This is a genomic window from Paraburkholderia adhaesiva, from assembly GCF_021390575.1.
Lineage (GTDB): Bacteria > Pseudomonadota > Gammaproteobacteria > Burkholderiales > Burkholderiaceae > Paraburkholderia > Paraburkholderia adhaesiva.
On the sequence record NZ_JAJEJQ010000001.1, the window covers coordinates 1,222,221 to 1,241,795 of the forward strand.

Annotated in this window: 17 protein-coding genes; 9 read left to right on the forward strand and 8 right to left on the reverse strand. The window is 62.6% G+C overall.

Annotated features, from left to right (window positions below; genetic code table 11):
• Nucleotides 1-432: 432 nt before the first annotated feature.
• Nucleotides 433-1,347: an aldose epimerase family protein gene (locus L0U80_RS05490; RefSeq protein WP_233862973.1), complete on the reverse strand. Its 915-nt coding sequence runs from the start codon at nt 1,345-1,347 to the stop codon at nt 433-435.
• Nucleotides 1,348-1,950: 603 nt separating this feature from the next.
• Between L0U80_RS05490 and L0U80_RS05495 the strand changes: the two genes are divergently transcribed.
• The 6 genes from L0U80_RS05495 (at nt 1,951) to L0U80_RS05520 (ending at nt 10,016) form a co-directional block, all read left to right on the forward strand.
• On the forward strand, nt 1,951-3,165 hold the full coding sequence (locus L0U80_RS05495; protein WP_373322106.1) for a porin: 1,215 nt from the start codon (nt 1,951-1,953) through the stop codon (nt 3,163-3,165).
• 119 nt (nt 3,166-3,284) lie between these two features.
• On the forward strand, nt 3,285-4,577 hold the full coding sequence (locus tag L0U80_RS05500; RefSeq protein WP_233862974.1) for an MFS transporter: 1,293 nt from the start codon (nt 3,285-3,287) through the stop codon (nt 4,575-4,577).
• Nucleotides 4,578-4,678: 101 nt separating this feature from the next.
• The gene (locus tag L0U80_RS05505) at nt 4,679-5,722 is read left to right on the forward strand and encodes a LacI family DNA-binding transcriptional regulator (protein WP_233862975.1); all 1,044 of its coding nucleotides are present in this window, start codon (nt 4,679-4,681) and stop codon (nt 5,720-5,722) included.
• A 211-nt stretch (nt 5,723-5,933) separates the two neighbouring features.
• Complete coding sequence (araD, locus tag L0U80_RS05510; protein WP_233862976.1) at nt 5,934-7,688, forward strand: L-arabinonate dehydratase; 1,755 nt, start codon at nt 5,934-5,936, stop codon at nt 7,686-7,688.
• Nucleotides 7,689-7,806: 118 nt separating this feature from the next.
• Nucleotides 7,807-8,541: a ribonuclease activity regulator RraA gene (locus L0U80_RS05515; RefSeq protein ID WP_233862977.1), complete on the forward strand. Its 735-nt coding sequence runs from the start codon at nt 7,807-7,809 to the stop codon at nt 8,539-8,541.
• A gap of 32 nt (nt 8,542-8,573) precedes the next feature.
• Nucleotides 8,574-10,016: an aldehyde dehydrogenase family protein gene (locus L0U80_RS05520; RefSeq protein WP_233862978.1), complete on the forward strand. Its 1,443-nt coding sequence runs from the start codon at nt 8,574-8,576 to the stop codon at nt 10,014-10,016.
• Nucleotides 10,017-10,092: 76 nt separating this feature from the next.
• Here the strand turns inward: L0U80_RS05520 and L0U80_RS05525 are convergent, their stop codons facing one another.
• Nucleotides 10,093-11,097, reverse strand: coding sequence for a LacI family DNA-binding transcriptional regulator (locus tag L0U80_RS05525; protein WP_233862979.1), 1,005 nt, complete (start codon nt 11,095-11,097; stop codon nt 10,093-10,095).
• Between the two features lie 89 nt (nt 11,098-11,186).
• Between L0U80_RS05525 and L0U80_RS05530 the strand changes: the two genes are divergently transcribed.
• Both L0U80_RS05530 and L0U80_RS05535 read left to right on the forward strand, forming a co-directional pair.
• Nucleotides 11,187-12,017, forward strand: coding sequence for an NAD-dependent epimerase/dehydratase family protein (locus tag L0U80_RS05530; RefSeq protein WP_373322107.1), 831 nt, complete (start codon nt 11,187-11,189; stop codon nt 12,015-12,017).
• Complete coding sequence (locus tag L0U80_RS05535; protein WP_373322108.1) at nt 12,014-12,946, forward strand: SMP-30/gluconolactonase/LRE family protein; 933 nt, start codon at nt 12,014-12,016, stop codon at nt 12,944-12,946. Before L0U80_RS05530 ends, L0U80_RS05535 begins: the two co-directional genes overlap by 4 nt.
• A gap of 233 nt (nt 12,947-13,179) precedes the next feature.
• On the opposite strand, the gene L0U80_RS05540 is transcribed toward L0U80_RS05535, so the two are convergent.
• From L0U80_RS05540 to L0U80_RS05555, 4 genes are all read right to left on the reverse strand, one after another.
• Nucleotides 13,180-13,707, reverse strand: coding sequence for a cytochrome b (locus L0U80_RS05540; RefSeq protein ID WP_233862981.1), 528 nt, complete (start codon nt 13,705-13,707; stop codon nt 13,180-13,182).
• A 67-nt stretch (nt 13,708-13,774) separates the two neighbouring features.
• A complete protein-coding gene (locus L0U80_RS05545; protein WP_233862982.1) occupies nt 13,775-15,238 on the reverse strand; it encodes an ATP-binding protein in 1,464 nt (487 codons plus the stop codon).
• A complete protein-coding gene (locus L0U80_RS05550; RefSeq protein ID WP_233862983.1) occupies nt 15,235-15,894 on the reverse strand; it encodes a response regulator in 660 nt (219 codons plus the stop codon). The genes L0U80_RS05545 and L0U80_RS05550 overlap by 4 nt, the downstream gene beginning before the upstream one ends.
• Nucleotides 15,895-15,963: 69 nt before the next feature.
• On the reverse strand, nt 15,964-16,584 hold the full coding sequence (locus L0U80_RS05555; protein ID WP_233865689.1) for a class I SAM-dependent methyltransferase: 621 nt from the start codon (nt 16,582-16,584) through the stop codon (nt 15,964-15,966).
• A gap of 662 nt (nt 16,585-17,246) precedes the next feature.
• Here L0U80_RS05555 and L0U80_RS05560 point away from each other — a divergent pair.
• Nucleotides 17,247-17,879 carry a phosphatase PAP2 family protein gene (locus L0U80_RS05560; RefSeq protein ID WP_233865700.1) on the forward strand — a complete coding sequence of 211 codons (633 nt, stop codon included), beginning with the start codon at nt 17,247-17,249 and terminating at the stop codon, nt 17,877-17,879.
• A 328-nt stretch (nt 17,880-18,207) separates the two neighbouring features.
• On the opposite strand, the gene L0U80_RS05565 is transcribed toward L0U80_RS05560, so the two are convergent.
• Together L0U80_RS05565 and L0U80_RS05570 are read right to left on the reverse strand one after the other, a co-directional pair.
• Nucleotides 18,208-18,891: a PepSY-associated TM helix domain-containing protein gene (locus tag L0U80_RS05565; protein ID WP_233862984.1), complete on the reverse strand. Its 684-nt coding sequence runs from the start codon at nt 18,889-18,891 to the stop codon at nt 18,208-18,210.
• Nucleotides 18,888-19,571, reverse strand: coding sequence for a Fe2+-dependent dioxygenase (locus tag L0U80_RS05570; protein WP_233862985.1), 684 nt, complete (start codon nt 19,569-19,571; stop codon nt 18,888-18,890). Before L0U80_RS05570 ends, L0U80_RS05565 begins: the two co-directional genes overlap by 4 nt.
• Nucleotides 19,572-19,575: the final 4 nt, after the last annotated feature.

Below are 19,575 nucleotides of genomic sequence, written 5' to 3' on the forward strand. Positions count from 1 at the left end.
CTGTACTTGGCCAGTACCCCCACTCTTACCCCCACTCCAAGCACATAACGGATAGGAATGGGCTAAAACGGTATGGTACGGAAAATCAACGTAGTGCGTTGATTATACGTGAGTTTATGGGGCGCGCTGGAATGCGCTGGAACGCGGCGGGATCACGGAAAACCTAAATGGGGTGCAGGTGGTCGGAGGTTCAAATCCTCTCGCCCCGACCAGACATATAAAGGACTTACGGTGAAAGCCGTAAGTCCTTTATTTTTTCCCGCGCGAAAAGTGTCGCTTCTTGGAGCGTTTGCTGCAAACCAACGGGCAACCGCAGGATGCCCCTGCGGCATTCCACGATCCGACCTAAAGGCACTTCGCCGGAAGCCCATCGGCCCTACCGAAGGGAGCAGGGCAGCGATCTATACGATAGCCCGACGCGTCCGGCCTCAATCAACGAGCAGCGTGCGGAATCACTCGCACCCGCAGCGATGCAATCTCGACCTCGCCAGGCTCCAGCCATCTGAGCCCAAGACGATGATGAATCGCATCGGGCAGCCCTAACCACGGCTCCACGCAGTAAAAATCCGACTGTTCGTTCTCGGTCCAACTGGTCACTGCATACCATGGCGCTGAACCTGGTCGCTGCAAGTCGATTTCGATGGTCCGCTGCAATTCCGGCATGACGATGCGTACCGGCCGTTCCGTCACTGCGCCAAGGCAATGGAAGCGGTCGACAATGTCCGGATCGTCGAATCGATACTCCACGTCGCCGATTGCTGCATCGGACATCTTGCCGTCCGCCGATTGATGCCGGTAGTGTGTGGCCGGCACTTCGAGCGTACTGACGCTGCGTTGCACGTGCGGCAGCGTGAAGTAGAAATGATGTCCCGCGTAATAGGGCATTCTCGAATCGCCCGTATTGGCCGTGACGAATTCCACCTCGAGTGTGCTTGCGTCGATCAACCGATAGACGACCTCGAAGCGAAACCCGAACGGGTAGCCTGCACGCGTGGCCGGCGTATCGACCAGCGTCATCCTCAGCCCCGTACCGCCATCGAGTTGTTCCGCGCTGAACGGCAGATCCCGCGCGAAGCCGTGCATCGGTACGTCGCGTACAACGCCGGCGTCATCGCGCCATCTTCCGATCACACCATCGACCCGGTGACGGGCGATAAACGGAAACAGGATCGGATTGCCCCCACGCAGTCCGGCGATCTTCGACCAGTCGGCCTCCTCGGGCCAATGGATGATCGACTCTCCATTTGAATGCCAGGAGAGGAGGCGTGCACCGAATTGCGGGGCGATGCGGACAAGCGAATCGCCGTTCCTGAGTTCGACGATTTCGTGGTCTTGAAAGACGGGCATAGGCTGAAGGCCGATAAGTGCAGGAAACGTGGCTAAAGGCGCCCGGTGGACGCGTAGACGCGAGCTGACCGGAAGGGAGGATCGGTATGGCGCATGACTTCAACCACACGAGCTACGCTCGCCTGCTTTGCCGGAAGGGCACAACTTTACGACGCGCCGACGCTGGCACACGGCACAGCACGATAAATGTCGCCGACGATCTTGACGCGCGGGCGTGATGGTATCGCTACCATTACGCTAATGTCCGTCCGGGATTACACCTAGGACGCGAAAATGCCACATTTCGGGCGATTAGAGGTAATCGTTTTCCCTGGAGACTCATCGGTGCCTTTTTTCGCTGTGCCGCAAAGAAAATCGCATTAATGCGTTTCGGGCGATCGCGTGAGCCCGAGCAATCGACGACTGCGAAGGCCTTTAACTGCACAGGAAACCGAAGGAAAACTGTTTCCTTAACTGGCGCGAACCACGCGCCAGTACGCTCCACTTTCACACCCGGAAAGCCCTTGCCAGAGCGGCGCCACGCGACTCGTGCGTGCAAATCAACCGGTTGACGCTGGTAACCCTACCAGTAAGATTCGCAGACCCAAAAAACAGGGATACCCGATGAAAAAGACCACCACTCGAATGACTACCCGCGTCACCGGCGCATTGATCGCCGCCGGCGCGATGATCGCAGCGGCCGACGCCTGTGCACAAAGCAGCGTGACGCTGTACGGTGCCGTTGACGATGCAGTTGCGTACGCAAACAACCAGAAGGGCAGCTCGAACGTGTACATGCGCCAGGGCAATCTGGCCGCGTCGAAGTGGGGCCTGAATGGCGTTGAAGATCTCGGCGGCGGTCTCGCAGCGATTTTCGATCTGCAGGCAGGTTTCGATCTGAACACCGGCGCTTCGTCGACGAGCGGCCTGCTCTTCAACCGTCAGGCTTACGTTGGTCTGCGCAGTAACGCGTACGGCCAGGTCACGATGGGCCGCCAGTACACGCCGTACCTGCTGTTCGTGGGCCCGCTTGCATCGAGCTGGGCGCTCACCGGCGCAACCGGCGCGCACCCGGGCGATATCGACGGTCTCGACACGACGATCCGCATCAATAACTCGATCACGTACAACACGCCGATTTTCGCTGGCCTGCAGGGAAGCGCGATGTACGCACTCGGTGGTCAGCCGGGCAGCACGGGCAAGGGACAGACGTTCAGCGGCGCACTGAAATACGCGTACGGTCCGATGTCTTTCGCGGCGGCCTACCTGCAAATGGATAACGCAGCGACGAACGTGACGTCGACGAACCCGACGCCGAATTTCGATTCGTCATCGACCGGCTCGTTCGGCATTTCGGCGCTGAACCAGGGCTATGCGTCGGCACGCAGCGTGCGTCACGCAGCATTGGCCGGCACCTATACGTTTGGCAATGCGATGGTCGGCCTGAACTACACGAACGTCCGCTATCTGCCGGGCGCGCACTCGATCCCCGCATTCACCGACACCGCCGTGTTCAACACGTACGCCGCGATCGGCACGTATCGCTTCACGCCGGCGTTCGATGTCGCAGCGGGCTACTCGTACACGATGGCATCGAAGGCCAACGGTATCGACGATGCAGCGCGCTATCAGCAGATCGCACTGAAGCAGGCGTATCACCTGTCGAAGCGCACGACGCTGTACGCGATCCAGGCTTACCAGCACGCAAACGGCAGCACGCTGAATGCGGCCGGCGCGATCGTCGATGCAGCGCCGTCGGTTGGCGATTCGCAGAACGGGACGCCGTCGTCGACGCGCAATCAGTTCGTCGGCATGCTCGGCATGACGGTGCTGTTCTGACCGCTGGACATGCATGATTCCCGGCCCACGGGTCGTCGATTGATTTTGTAGCCTCGGTTCGTTATCATCCCCGCGATGATAACGATACCATCAGAGTCTGAGAGGACGGAGACGAAACAATGAGTGTTAGCACCTCAGTCGCCGCCAGAGTGGCATCTGGCCGTTACCGGTGGACTATCTGCGCGATGATGTTTTTCGCGACCACCATCAATTACATGGACCGGCAGATGCTCGGTCTGCTCGCGCCGCTGCTGCAGAAGGACATCGGCTGGACCCAGGTTCAGTACGCGCAGACCGTGATGGTCTTCACCGTCACGTACGCGCTCGGTCTCGCGGTGTTCGGCCGTATCGCCGACAAGGTCGCAGAAAAGGGCGTGTACGGCACCGCAATGGCGTTGTGGAGCGTCGCGGCAATGCTGCACGCGGTCGCTGCGACCGTGCCTGGCTTCGCTGCCGTGCGGGGTTTCCTCGGTTTTTCCGAAGCGTCGAACTTCCCCGTCGCGATCCGCACGACGGCGCTCTGGTTCCCGAAGAAGGAGCGCGCACTCGCTACCAGCATCTGGAATATGGGTGCCACGGTTGGCGGCCTCGTCGCACCGGCGTTCGTGCCGATCGTCGCGGTGATGTGGGGCTGGCGCGCGGCGTTCATCATCGGTGGCGTGACCGGTTTCATCTGGCTCGCCGTGTGGATGGTGATCTATCGCCCCGCGAAGTCGCATCCGCGTGTGTCGGAAGAAGAACTCGCGTACATCAACTCGGACGCGGGCGAGACGGAACCGGTAGAGAAGAAGGTCAGCTGGCTGTCCGTGCTGCGCTACCGTGAGACGTGGGCGTTCATGGTCGGCAAGTTCATGACCGATCCGATCTGGTGGTTCTACCTGTTCTGGCTGCCGAAGTGGCTGAACGAGTCGAATCATATCGACATCCAGCACATGGGCGCGCCGCTCATGGTGATCTACGGCATGTCGTGTGTCGGCAGCGTGGCAGCGGGGTGGGTGTCGTCGCGACTGATGGCACGCACGCAGCGCGCGAACTTCGCACGCAAGGCGACGATGCTCGTTTGCGCCCTGTGCGTCATGCCGATCGCGCTCGTGTCCCAGTTCCAGACGCTGTGGTTCGCGGTGCTCGCAGTCGGTCTCGCTGCTGCCGCTCACCAAGGGTGGTCTGCGAATCTGGTCACGCTGGTGTCCGACGTGTTCCCGAAGCGTGCGATCGGCACGGTGATCGGTGTCGGCGGTGTGATGGGCATGCTCGGTTCGTTCCTGTTCTCCGGTGTGATCGGCGAAACGCTGCAGCGCACCGGTCAATACTGGGCACTGTTCGCAGCCGGCGCGCTCGCGTACATCATTGCACTCGCGATCATGCACCTGCTGATGCCGCGCATGACGCTGGTTAAGCTGCGTGAGGACTGATCGAGCGTTGACGTAAGGTACACTCCGCGTGGTGCACGACATCGACGTGCGGCACGCGGGGAACACCTCCGTCGCGCGTCGTCAAAGAACAGATTCGAGCGATGGAAAAACCGAAAGAAAAAGTTGTGCCGCACAACGGCAGACGTGCACGCGGTGGCATGCGCGATACGCGCATCACTGACGTTGCAGCACTCGCGCAGGTGTCGCCGATCACGGTGTCGCGCGCACTGAACAGCCCCGAAGTCGTCGCGCCTGAAACCTTGCAGCGCGTGCAGCAGGCAGTCCAGCAACTCGGCTATGTGCCGAACCGGCTCGCGGGCAGCCTGTCGTCGTCGAAGTCGCGGCTGATTGCGGCGATTGTGCCGACCGTCGCGCACTCTCTCTTTTCCACGTCTATTCAGACCTTCAGCGATGCGATGTCGCGTGCGGGCTATCAGGTGCTGCTCGGTCTCGCCGGCTACAGCGAAGACGACGAACTGCGCGTGCTCGATGCCGCGCTGAGCCGCCGTCCCGAAGGCGTGCTGCTCGTCGGCGTCGCGCGTACGGCGCCGCTGCGCGCGCGGCTTTTGAGTCTGCAACTGCCCACAGTCGAAACGTGGGACACCACCGATCTGCCCGTCGATATGCTGGTCGGCTTCTCGCACTACGACGTTGGCGTCGCGGTCGCGAAGCATTTCATCGAGCGCGGCAAGCGGCGACCCGCCATCGTGTCCGCGAATGACGCGCGCGCCCGCGCCCGTCACGACGGCTTCGTGCAGGCAATGGTGCAGCACGGCGTCCCCAATGTCGCGGACGTGAGCGTCGCGCCGCCCAGCTCGGTCGACCTTGGCCGCCAGAAGCTCGCAGAGATACTCGATGCGGGCAGCGACATCGATTGCGTGTTCTGCGGCTCCGACCTGCTCGCGCTCGGCGTGCTCTCAGAGGCGCGCGAGCGTGGCATCAAGGTGCCCGAGGATTTGTCCGTTTGCGGCTTCGGCGACCTCGAATTCGCGGCCGAAATGCGTCCTGCGCTAACGAGCGTGCGCGTTGACGGCGAGCGGATCGGCAGCACGGCCGCCGATTGCCTCATCGCGCGACTGCGTGGTGTGTCGGCGCAAAGCAACGTGGACGTTGGTTTCACGATCGTCGCACGCGATACCGCCTGATTCATCCCGCGGCCTGACGCGCTCAGGCCGCGGCCTTCCTCGCAGCACACAGCCCACCGTCCAGCCCTCCGCACCCGCCGTTACCTGGGGTTATCCCTTACCTCGCAAGTGCAATGGTAACGCTATCATTGAGCCCGCTGAACGGTCATGGATACCGTTTAACTACTACTCACTGCGCCAACACCGCCTTCATCGAGAAAGAGGAATTCGCTTGAACCCGACCCGCAAGAAGACCCCCGAGCAGCTTCGCAGTTACCGCTGGTATGGCGTGAACGATCTGCGTTCGTTCGGCCACCGCTCGCGCACCGCGCAGATGGGCTACCACTCGTCCGATTACATGGGCAAGCCGGTGATCGCGATCGTGAACACGTGGAGCGAGATCAACTCGTGCCACACGCACTTCAAGGCGCGCGTCGAGGAAGTGAAGCGCGGTATCTGGCAAGCGGGCGGCTTCCCGGTCGAAATGCCGGTGATGACGTTGGCCGAGCCGTTCCAGAAGCCGACGACGATGCTCTATCGCAACTTCCTCGCGATGGAAACCGAAGAGATCCTGCGCTCGTATCCGTTCGACGGCTGCGTGCTGATGGGCGGTTGCGACAAGACCACGCCGGGTCTTCTGATGGGCGCGCTCAGCATGAACCTGCCGGCGATCTTCGTGCCGGCCGGCCCGATGCTGCGCGGCAACTGGAATGGCCGCACGCTCGGCTCGGGTTCGGATACGTGGAAGTACTGGGCCGAGCTGCGCGCGGGCAACATCACGCAGGAAGAGTGGCAGGGCATCGAGAGCGGCATCGCGCGCTCGCCGGGCCACTGCATGACGATGGGCACCGCTTCGACGATGACGAGCGCCGCGGAAGCACTCGGCTTCACGCTGCCGGGCTTCTCGTCGATTCCGGCCGCCGACTCGCGTCATGCGCAGTTCGCGTCGCTGACGGGCCAGCGCATTGTCGAGATGGTGTGGCAAGACCTGAAGCCGTCCGATTTCCTTACGCCTAAGTCGTTTGATAACGCTATCACGACGGTGCTGGCGATGTCCGGCTCGACCAACGCGATCGTTCACCTGATCGCCGTTGCGCGCCGCGCCGGTATTCCGCTCACGACGTCGCGCTTCGATGAACTCGCGCGTGTGACGCCGGTGCTCGGTAACCTCCGGCCGGCCGGTGCTTACCTGATGGAAGACTTTTTCTATGCAGGCGGCCTGCGTGGGCTGCACGCGGAACTCGGCGACCTGATCGACGGTTCGCAGATGACCGTGAACGGCCAGACGATCGGCGAGAACACACGCGGCGCCGAAATCTACAACGACGACGTGATCCGCCGTCGCAGCAACCCGCTCGTCGAGCGCGACGGTCTTGCGGTGCTGACCGGCAACCTCGCGCCGTCGGGTGCAGTGATCAAGCCGGCGGCGATGGAGCAGCATCTGCTCACGCACCGCGGTCCGGCGATCGTGTTCAAGGACTACAACGACATGGCCGCACGGATCGACGATCCGGAGCTGCCGGTCACCGCCGACTCGGTGATCGTGCTGCAGCACGCGGGTCCGGTCGGCGCGCCTGGCATGCCCGAGTGGGGCCAGTTGCCGATTCCGCAAAAGCTCCTGAAAGAAGGCGTGCGCGACATGGTCCGCATCTCGGACGCGCGGATGAGCGGCACCAGCTACGGCGCGTGCGTGCTGCACGTCGCGCCTGAATCGTTCGTCGGCGGGCCGCTCGCGCTCGTGAAGGACGGCGACATCATCGAGCTGGACGTGCCGGGCCGCCGCCTGCACCTCGAAGTGAGCGACGAGGAACTCGCGGCACGCCACGCTGCATGGCAGCCGCCGAAGCCTGTGTTCGAGCGCGGCTATGGCGTGATTCACCAGATGCACGTGACGCAGGCCGACAAGGGCTGCGACTTCGACTTCCTCGAGGAGCCGCAGGCGCAGAACACCGACGAGCGTGAACAGGGCGAGCCCGAGATTCACTGATCGACTGTGCGGACCGCGTGATTCACGCGAAGTCCGCGAACACCTGAGGCCGCGCAACGCTGCGCGGCCATCGCATCCCACTGCATTTATCCGCATTCATCCGATACAGGACGAACGTATGACCACCACCGCCATTACCGTGAGCGACGCCGCACTCGAGCAGCTGCGCCACGTCAGCACCGCGACGATCACCACGCAACTGTTCAAGCGCGGGCTGCGCAATGTTTTCATCCAGAACGTGAAGCCGCTCGCAGCGGTAGCGCCTGGCACGCCTAACCTTGTCGGCCCGGCATTCACGCTGCGCAACATTCCCGCGCGCGAGGATCTCGACCACGTTGGCGCGTTCCAGGACCCGAACCACCCGCAGCGCAAAGCGATCGAAACCGCACCGGCAGGCAGCGTGCTCGTGCAGGACTGCCGTGAAGAGCGCAGCGTCGGCTCGGTCGGCTCGATTCTCGCGGCGCGCCTGAAGGTGCGTGGCGTCGCGGGCATGGTTTCGGACGGCCCGGTGCGCGACAGCGTATCGATTGCCGCGACCGGCCTGCCGATGTACTGCGCCGGCGCCGCCGCGCCGCTGAATCTCGCGAAGCACCACGCGATTGATATCAACGTGCCGATCGCGTGCGGCGGCGTTGCCGTCTATCCGGGCGACATCATTGTTGGTGACGCCGATGGCGTCGTGGTCGTGCCGAGCCATCTCGCGGAAGAAGTCGCCCGCGACGCGGCCGCTCAGGAGCTGCTCGAAGAGTACCTCACGACCTGCATCGAGTCGGGTCGCCCGTTGCCGGGCACGTATCCGCCGAACGAGGAAACGCTCGCCGGTTTCGAAGCCTGGCGCAAGAGCCGCGGCTGAACGCCATCACGAACATCGAACAGGGATTGAACATGAGCCAGTTTGCAAACTACATCGGCGGACAATGGGTTGAGAGCGACAAGCTTTCGCGCAACGTCAATCCGTCGAATCTCGACGACGTGATCGGCGAGTTCGCGCAGGCCGACGCCGCGCAGACGCATCAAGCCATCGCAGCCGCGCGCGCTGCGTTCCCGGCGTGGTCGCAATCGACGCCGCAGCAGCGTTTCGACGTGCTCGACCGCGTCGGCACGGTGATCCTCGAACGCAAGGCCGAACTCGGCAAGCTGCTCGCTCGCGAGGAAGGCAAGACGCTGCCCGAAGCGATCGGCGAAGTCGGCCGCGCTGGGCAGATCTTCAAGTTCTTCGCTGGCGAGACGCTGCGTGTTGGCGGCGAGATCGTGCCGTCGGTGCGTCCGGGCATGACCGTCGAGATCACCCGCGAGCCGCTCGGTGTGATCGGCATGATCACGCCGTGGAATTTCCCGATTGCGATTCCCGCGTGGAAGATCGCGCCGGCGCTCGCGTACGGCAACTGCGTGGTGATCAAGCCGGCGGACCTCGTGCCGGCTTCGACGTGGGAACTGGTGCGCATCATCGCCGAAGCAGGCGCGCCGGCTGGCGTGATCAATCTCGTGATGGGCCGTGGTTCGGTGGTCGGCGAAATTCTCGTGGAGTCCGAAGGAATCGATGCGATCAGCTTCACCGGGTCGGTTGCGACGGGTCGCGCGATCGGCGCGAAGTGCGTGCAGAAAGGCAAGAAATTCCAGCTCGAAATGGGCGGCAAGAATCCGATGGTCGTGCTCGATGATGCCGATCTCGATGTCGCCGTCGAAGCGTGCGTCAACGGCTCGTTCTATTCGACCGGTCAGCGTTGCACCGCGTCGAGCCGTCTGATCGTGACCGAAGGCATTCACGACCGCTTCGTTGAAGCCGTGAAGACGCGTCTTTCGAAGATCCGCGTTGGCGATGCGCTCGACGAATCGACGCAGATCGGCCCGGTGGTCGACGAGCGTCAACTCGAACAGGACGAGCGCTACATCGCGATCGCACGCGAAGAGGGCGGCACGGTATTCGGCGGCGAGCGCGTCGAGCGCGCGACGCGCGGTTTCTTCCTCGCGCCGGCGCTCGTGACCGGCACGACGCCGGACATGCGCATCAACCGCGAAGAAGTGTTCGGCCCGGTCGCTTCGGTGATCAAGGTGAAGGACTACAACGAGGCACTGGCCGTCGCGAACGATACGGAGTTCGGTCTGTCCGCAGGCATCTGCACGACGTCGCTGAAGTACGCAAATCACTTCAAGCGCAATGTGCAGGCCGGCATGGTGATGATCAACACGGCAACGGCCGGCGTCGATTATCACGTGCCGTTTGGCGGCCGCAAGGGATCGAGCTACGGCCCGCGCGAGCAGGGCAGCTATGCGCGTGAGTTCTACACGACCGTGAAGACGTCGTACGTGTTTTCGGGCGCGATCTAAACGGCTCTCGTTGCGGCGAGGGTGATGCAGCAGTCGTTTGCTGCAGCATCACCTCCGCAGTGTGTCGACGTGGCCGCTACGCAGCGCGCGATTTGTTGAGCGTGGATTCGCGCACGATCAGACGCGGTTCGAGGAGCTTGTTTTCGCCAGCGGGTTTGCCGGCGATGGCATCGAGCAGTCGCAGCATGGCGATTTCGCCGAGACGTTCGCTCTGGATGTCGACGGTCGTGAGTCCTGGCCACGCATATTCGCCATGCGAAATATTGTCGAAGCCGCACACCGCGACGTCGCCCGGCAGCGAAAAACCGAGGTTGCGGGCCTCCTTCAGGAAGCCGAGCGCGATCAGGTCGTTGTAGCAGATCAGCGCAGCCGGACGCTCGGGACCGAAGAGGATCGACGAACACGCTCGCTCGCCGGCCGCGGCGCTGGGTGCGTCCGCTTCGAACAGGCGTGGCGTGATGCCTGCACTCGCGAGGCACTCGGTCACGCCGGCGAGGCGCAGTGCGTTCGGCTGAGCGTGTGCGTAGCCGAGGTAGCCGATGTTGCGGTAGCCCTGGTTCAGCAGGTGCTGCGCGAGCATGAAACCGGCACGATGGTTGTCCGGGTTCACGCTCGCGATCTGCGGATTCGTCGACAGGCGGTTGAGCATCACAATCGGCTTGTCGAGCGGAGCGAGCTTGTCCGTCACATCGTCGGGCATACGCGTGTTGAGCAGCAGCCCGTCGACACGACGACCGAGCGCTTCGAGCAGCTGATACTCGCGCGCCGGATTCTCTTCGAGATCGACGAGCAGCAGTGTGTAGTCGAATTGCAGCGCGATGCGGTTTGCGCCTTTCACGAGGCTCGTAAAGTGCGGGTTGCGGATGTCGAGCACCGCGACGCCGATCGTGCGCGTTTCGCCGGTCACCATGTAGCGCGCGTGTGGATTCGACTGATAGCCGAGCCGTGCGATGGTCGCCTTCAGGCGCGCTTCGACCGGCGGCGAGAAGCGTTGTGTGCCGTTAATGAATTTGGACACCGTAGCGACTGACACACCAGCTGATGCGGCGACGTCGCGAATGGTAGGGGCGCGTTTTTTCATCAGCGAAGGATAACGTTTTCCCTGCAGTCTGGAAATCTGGAAATACAGGAACGCTGTCTGCCGGAGGCGGGCGCGACTGGTAATCAAACATGAGGTCAAGGATGGACAAGGGCAATAAACCATTCAAGCGTCTGCTGCTGACGGGTGCGGCGGGCAATCTCGGTCGGATCCTGCGTGTCGCCATGCGCGACTGGGCCGACATTGTGCGCTGCACCGATATCGCGCCGATGCAAGCGGCAGGGCCGGGCGAAGAAGTGATCCAGGCCGATCTCGCGGATCGCGCCGCGATGCTGGCGATCGCGGAAGGCGTGGATGCGATCGTGCACATGGGTGGCATTTCGGTCGAGGCGCCGTTCGACGACGTGATGCAGGCAAACATCCTCGGCACGTACAACCTGTATTCGGCCGCGCAGAAACAGGGCGTGCGCCGCGTGATTTACGCGAGCTCGAATCACGCGATCGGCTTCTACAAGACGACCGAGGTGATCGACGCGAACGACCCGGTGCGCCCGGACTCGATGTACGGCATCAGCAAGTGTTTCGGCGAGTCGATGTCACGCTACTACTTCGATCGCTTCGGGATCGAGACGGTCTGCATGCGGATCGGCTCCGCGTACGAGGCGCCGCAGAACACGCGAATGCTCGTGACGTACATCAGCTTCGCCGACCTGATCGAACTCGTGCGCTGCTCGCTGTTCGCGACGCGCGTCGATCATACGATCGTGTTCGGCATGTCCGACAATCCCGCGAAGTGGTGGGACAACACGAAGGCGGCCCATCTCGGCTTCGTCGCGAAGGACAGTTCGCGGCCGTTCGCTGACCGCTTCCCGATCGAAGGGCCGATCGATACGAGCGACATCACGCGTCTCCATCATGGCGGCCCATACGTGCTGCTAGGACCGATGGAGCCGAAGTCGTGAGTGTGACGCCGCAGCGGCTCAACGTCGAGCGCCTCGAGACGGAGCACGCGCGGCGCTGCAGTGTTGGCGAAAGTCCGGTGTGGCGCGCGGCGGAAAACGCGCTGTACTGGGTCGATATTCCGGCGCAGACCATCGTCCGATATTCGCTGGCCCATGCGCGGCGTACTGAATGGGCGTTGCCGGAGCGCGTCGGCTGCATCGCGTTCGACCGCAACGGTGTCGTGCTCGCCGCGATGGAAAGCGGTCTCTTCGCGGTGACGCTCGATGAACCGGCCGATGGCGTGCGGCATGGCACATCGACGGTGCGCCTCGTCGCCGCCGTCGAGCATGCGGCTGCGCGGATGCGCTTCAACGACGGCCGCTGCGATCGTCAAGGGCGGTTCTGGTCCGGCACGATGGTGCAGGACCCCGTTGGCCGCGAGGCCGCAGGCAAGCTTTATCGCTACGATGCTGGGGCAGGGTTGTCCGCACCGGTCGTCGATGGGCTTTGCACGCAGAATGGTCTCGCGTGGTCGCCGGACGGGCGCACGATGTACTTGTCGGACTCCTGGCCGACTGAGCGACTCGTGTGGGCGTTCGACTACGACGTCGACGATGGCATGCCGACCAACCGACGCCTGTTCGCGAACCTGCACGATCACTCGGGCCGCCCCGATGGCGCAGCGGTCGATGCGGACGGGTGCTACTGGATTTGTGCGAATGACGCGGGCCTGTTGCTGCGATTCACGCCAGACGGCCGGCTCGATCGCTCGATCGAACTGCCGGTGTCGAAGCCATCGATGTGCGCGTTCGGCGGCTCGAATCTCGACATGCTATTCGTCGCGTCAATCCAGCCGGCGGGTGGCGTCGGCGAGCATGACGGCTGTGTGCTCGTGTTGAACCCCGGTGTGAAGGGGCTCGCGGAGCCGGAGTTCGCTGGCGTGCTGTGACGCGGGCATTCGGCGGCTGCTTCGCGAGCGACCAACGAATGGATGTGCGCTCGGACCACGAGAAGCTGTGTGTAAAACACGCTTCTCGCGGCCGCGATCAGTTGAAGTTGATCAGTCGCGGATCGAGTTTTGTCTGTGACGTGCGTCGATGGAAAAGCGCAAATATCGTTGCGATCTTGCGCCGACGCCGAGCGCGAAACGACGGCTGAAACCGTCAACCGTTTATAAACACGTCACCACGGCATCATCCGCTGCAGCGTCTGGTCGCGAAGGACGAATCGATGCAGCAGGGCGGCCCCGACATGCAGGCAGATCAGGGAGAACAGTGCCCAGGCGAGGACGCCATGAACGTCGCCCATGGCGTGACCGAACGATGACCCGGCGGACGAAAGCGAAGGAAGCGGGATCGCACCGAACAAGGTCACGCGCCAGGCACGTGACGAAGCGTTGATCCAGCCGAGCACCGGGACGGCGACCAGCAACGCGTACAGCGCGTAATGCGTGAGGCCAGAGAGCGTGCGCAATGGCTGGGCCTGATCGTTGGCCGGCGCGCGATGCGTGGCGCGCCATAGAATGCGGCAGGCCATCGCGGCAAGCAACGCGGTGCCGACGACGAGATGCCAGGCGATCAGGCCTTCCGGGCGGGTGTCGCGATGCACGTCCGGCATGGTCCAGCCCAGCACGAACTGCACACCGACGAGTGACACGACGAGCCAATGAAGAAACCGTGAGACAGCGTCGTATTTTGACGTGACATTCATGGCGATCCCTGCCGAAGAAGGTTCGGTTTAAAACGGCCGATCCTACACAGGAATTCTTAACAAGACATTAAGCGGGCGGCCCGTCGCCTTGCGCATACTCATCGTCGCGAATGGCGGCGCGTTGCTGGTCGGGCGGGATGTTGTCCGCAGCAGGGAATTCAACGACAACGGCAAGTCCGCGGCCCTTCAACCCCGGCTCGAAGTGGACCGTACCGCTGAAGTACCGCGCGATGCGATCGACGATCGACAGCCCGAGCCCGCTGCCCGGAGCCTGCACGCTGGCGCCGCGATAAAAGCGGTCGGTTAGCCGCGCGCGCTCGTCGTCGTCGACGCCGGGCCCGTCGTCGCGGACTGCAAGGCATTGCATCGCGCCGCGCTTGAATAGCGAAATTTCGATGTGTCCGTCGTGCGTGCCGTATTTGATCGCGTTGTCGAGCAGGTTATCGAGCAGTATGGCAATGAGAACCGGATCGGCGTGAATGGTGTGCGCGCCATGACATTTGACGGCGATGGCGATCGACTTCTCGCGCGCATGGGCAACGTGGCGGCTGACTGCCTCTTCCACGATTCCGTTCAACGCAACGCTGCTGGCCGGAATGCGCTCGTGCTCGTCGAGCCGTGCGAGCAGAAGCAATTGCTCGGCTAGACGCGCGCTGCGGTCGACACCCTGAACGACCCGCTGCATGGCGAGTCGCTGCAGTGACGGATCGTTTGCCGCCAACGCGACCTGCGCCTGGATCTTGATGGCAGCAAGCGGCGTCTTCAGTTCATGGGCCGCATCGGACGTGAATGAGCGTTCGCGCACAAGCGATTGCCGGAGTTGAGAGAGCAGGCGGTTGATGGCATCGACGAGTGGTCGTACTTCGTCCGGTACGGCGGCAATGCCGATGGGCTCGAGAGAATCGGGGGCCCGCGCGCGAATGGACGCGGACAACGTCTTGAGCGGGGTGAGGCTTCGACCGATCGCGTACCAGAGCAGAATCGCGAGCACGGGCAGGGCGGCGAGCAACGGCCAGACGATTTGCCAGGCCGTGTCGGTCGCGAGATCGCTTTCCGTGTTGGACGCGACCATCACCCGAACCGTCCGGTCTGCTTCCGCATCACGCAGTTCATAGAGGCGCCACGGGACGCCATCGATCTTGAGCGTCCGGGGCCACGGACGCCCATCGTACCAGGCGCCCAGCGTGGCTGCGTCGCTCGGTACGCTCGACGCCAGGACGCGGCCGTCTGGTCCGAGCACCTCGAAGAGAACGTGTCGGGGCAGGAGATCGCTGTCCACCTCTTCGCTGTCCGGCTGCGCCGGGTCGGTCACCTCAAACCGGATGTCGATGGGAGTGCGCACGAACCGGTCCAGATCGGCATCGTCGAGGCGGGCGAAGAGCACCGCGTATTCGACGAGCCGCGCATCCTCGTATTCCTGAACCTCGCGCGACGCGTGCCGGAAACTGCTGAAAACCGCCACGATCCAGACGAGGGAAACACAGGACAGCAGCGTCAATGAGAGGCGGCGGCGGATCGAGTGCGACATCATGGCTTTTCGACAATGTACCCAATTCCGCGAATCGTCCGGATCAAATCGGCGCCGAGCTTCTTGCGCAAATTCGAAACGTGCACTTCGATGGCGTTGCTTTCGACGCCGTCCGACCAGCCGTATAGAAGATCTTCGAGACGCGTTCGCGATTGCGGCATGCCCTGATGCGTGATCAACTGGATCAGGATGGACCATTCTTTGGCGGTCAGTGCGACGCGGCTATCGTTGCGTGTGACGGTATGCGTTGCCAGGTCGACCGCGATGTCTCGCCAGACGATGGTTTCGCCGCTGCGTCCTTGCGAACGGCGCACCAGTGCGCGGCTGCGCGCGAGCATTTCAGAAAGCTCGAACGGCTTGGCCAGGTAATCGTCCGCACCGGCATCGAGACCCCGGACGCGGTCCGCCACCGTGCCGCGTGCGGTGAGCACCAGTACGGGCGTATCGTCGCCCGCTTCACGCATCGAGCGAAGGAGGTCGTTTCCCGACTTGCCTGGCAAGCCGAGATCGAGGACGACCAGCGCATAGCGCGTCGTGGCGAGCGCTATCGCGGCGTCGCGGCCGTCGCGCACCCACTCGACGTCATAATCCGCCTGACTCAAGCTGATTTCCACGCCGCTGCCAATCAGGTCGTCATCTTCAACGAGAAGAATTTTCATGAGCAAGTGACATCGCGTTGCATCGCGGACATCCCGCGAACCGCCACGCCGGCATGGGCCGGACGCCCGTCAGTCTGCTTCTTTGCGGCACAGGCAATAAATGAACTTCTGAACCGTCCCGAACGGAGTGTGGTGCTCTTCGCGCTCCTGTCTGAGAAGCGTGAACGGAGCGCCAAATTCGTCATGCAACGCGTCGGGGCTGTAGCGAACCACAGGCAGGCCGCTGCAGTGATCGGGGCCATCCTCCGCGAACGTCGCGACGATAACACTGCCGCCAGGTTTGACTGCCCGCAGCACCGTCCGGACGTAGGCTTCGCGTTCCTCTTTGGCGGTCAGGAAGTGAAAAACCGCCCTGTCGTGCCAGACGTCGTAGGCGTGGACGGGAAGCTCGATTTGCGTGATGTCGCCAGCGATCCACGCGACGCGATTTGCGCGCGCACCCAGGCGGGTCCTCGCCGCGGACAAGGCAGCCTCGGACAGGTCGAGCACGGTGAGGTTGAGATAGCCTTCACCGATCAGGTCATCGATCAACGTGGAGGCGCCGCCACCCACATCGATGATCGTGGCATCCTTTGCTACGCCGGTTTGCCGGATCAGTTCTACGGATTGGCGAGCATGCTCCTGGAACCAGCTCACGCCGGTCGGGGACTTTGTCGTGTAAACCCGCTCCCAGTGTTCCCTGGATTGCATAGTTTCCCCTGTATATGCAAAAAGCCACCGAGGTTTCAATTCACAACTATACATAAATTGCACCAGACCGTTCGGGTTGAAATCGGTGCACTTTGGTGATTTATCGGTGCGCGGCGCATGTTGCGGCGGTAGCGTTCGCGCATAAAGCGGCCCTTCCGGTGCACTGCTCGCAGCGCGGCGTTGTCTTGCCAGCGCGAGATAGTGAAATTGAATTGAAATTAACGCTTAATCTTTTCTTCAGGTACCGGCAGTAAAGTACTCCTTTAACGCGAATCCTGAGCGCGGATACGTGACGCGTCACCGCGAGCATTGTCATTGCCCAGCGCGTGACCGCGGCAGGAACGTTGCCTGTCTCGAGGTCGGGTGCTCAGGTCGCCTGGACGCAAATCCGCGGAGTCGGACGGGCGTTCCGGGTGCACAGCGTGGTCGAAAGCGCTGCTTTCACGCCGATCCGTATCGCCTAAGCGGTGGCGATCGTCATTTTCCGGCGTTCCGAAGAAATACTTACATCTTGCCAACGCCGTGCATCGCAGCACATCCGTTGTCGTGCGCGGTCAAGACAGGCACTAAATGCGCGCAACGCGTCTGACGCGGCGCTCAATCGACACATCGCCACGTCTATCTTTCATTCGTCAGTCATGCGAAACGAAAAGGTGGCAGCCATGGTCTTCCGGTTATTGACGTTCTCGCGACGTGTCTTCAATCCGCTGATCGTCGCGGCGTCCATGAGTATCGTCAGCGTCGCGGCCCACGCGGGTCTTGACCACAAACTGGCCTATGACCAAAGCGGAATCTGGAACCGGAACGTTCAGCTGGCCCTTGAGTATTCGGCCATTGCCATTACGACGGGTGGCGCGCTGTGGCTGGGCGATGGCACGGAACTCGGGCATACGTTCTGGCAAACCGCGGATGCGGTGGCCATATCCGCCGTTGCTGCGCAGGGCATGAAATATGCGTTCAGGCGTGCACGCCCCGATAGTGGATTGGGGCCGAACGCGTGGTTCGTGAAAGGTGGAGACAGCTTCCCGAGCGGAGAAGTCACCCTGCAGGCGAGCTTCGTCACGCCGTTTATCGTCAATTACGGGCGGCGTTATCCGTTGGTCTGGGCACTCGAATTACTGCCCGCCTATGATGCGGTGGCGCGGATGAAGGCGCAGGCGCACTGGCAAACGGACGTTCTCGCGGGGTGGGCGCTGGGCACGGCTGTCGGTTACCTGTCGACGACATGGAATACGTCGCTATTCGTCCAGATACTTCCACACGGTCTGACCGTTGGATTTTCTAAACGATTCTGACAAGTGCTTAGACGCTAGCGGTCAGTTCCTGGCCGTCCCACCGGAAACGCGCGCGGAAGCATCGTGGTCAGGACGTCGTCTTTGAGAACGATGTGGTGGAAAAGAGCCGCGAGTGCGAGAAATCCCGCGAGCCACACGAATCGTCTAACGAGGCCAGCAGGGCACGAAGAGTAGTGGAGTTAATCGCGCAGCCTGTTTTTTCATCGCGCGATGCTCTTCGTGCCGTCCGATCTGATCGAGTGAAACACGATGCGGCGCGGCGGAAAAGGACGGGCGGTGCGCCGTCCACCTTTCGACCGGCTATAGACGCGAACGTCATCAGCGCCGGTTATAGCAGCCCCGCGCACAGCCCCACGAGGATCGAGCCGATCAGCAGTACCGCACCGATCGTCTTGCGCTTGTTCAACTCGGTCCACAACAGCACGCCGGTCAGCGAAAGCAGAATCAGCGCGCCTGCAAACGTGTCGATGAACAGCACCCAGCCGACGCTCATCCCGACGCCTTTGTGCAGATTCGTGAGGGTCGCCATCAGCGAGCTGTTGGTGCGCTTGAGCGTCACGTAATCATTGCCGCTCCAGTATTCGACGTTCACGTTCTCGTTCGGTGCGGAAAACGCGAGCTGCCAATGTTCGGGTTGTAACGTCGTGCGATCGCCCCACGCCACCGTGTGCGCCGGCTCTTTCTGCACGCGGCCCATGCGCTCGGGCAGCTTGAGATCGGCTTGTGACTTCAGCCATTTCGCCAGCTCGCGTGGCGTTTCGGGTGCGGGATCGGGCAGCGCGAGTTGCATCGACGATACCTGTGGCGCGCCAGGCGTTATGCGCAGCGGTTCCATGCGGTGATTGAGCACGAAACCCGTGACGCCGAACAGCAGGCCGAGCACGGCGCCCCACAGGCCCAGCCAAACGTGCACCTTGCGCAGCCACTTGATGAATGTCGCGCGCCGCGAGCGCGTTGCGCGTTCGGCGCGTTGCTGGTCGTCCATGAGAACGGCCGAATCGGTAGAAGTCATGTCTCACTCCAAAGACGCAAAAGATTGTGATAACAGCCGACGAGACTGCGGCGCGCCTCAACGTCCGCATCGTTCGCGTTAAGGCGTTGAATGGCGGTGTCCATGTCGAAAAGCAGCGCGCGTTTGGTGTCGTCGCGCACGAGGCTCTGCACCCAGAAGAAGCTGCCGACGCGCTGGCCGCGCGTGACGGGGCGCACTTCGTGCAGGCTCGTCGCGGGGTAGACGACCATGGCGCCTGCGGGCAGCTTGACTTCCTGCGCGCCGTACGTGTCCTCGATCACGAGTTCGCCGCCGTCGTATTCGTCGGGCGACGAGAGAAACAACGTCGCCGAGACGTCCGTGCGCAACTTCACGCCGTTGGGCAGCACGCGCACCGCGCCATCGACGTGCGCGCCGAACGTCATCCCGCCTTCGTAGCGGTTGAAGAGCGGCGGATACACCTGATTCGGCAGCGCCGCGCTGATGAAGAGCGGATTGCGTTCGATCGCGGCAAGCACCATGTCGCCCAGTTCGCGTGCGATCGGCGAGTGTTCGGCGATCTGCTGATTGCGCTTGACCGGCGCGCCTTGCCAGCCCGCTGTCGCGCGACCGTCCACCCAGGCTTCGCCCGCGGCGTCGAGCCGCGCGCGCATCGCGCGCACCTGGTCGGGTGTGAGGACGTGGGGAATCTGAATCAGCATCGTC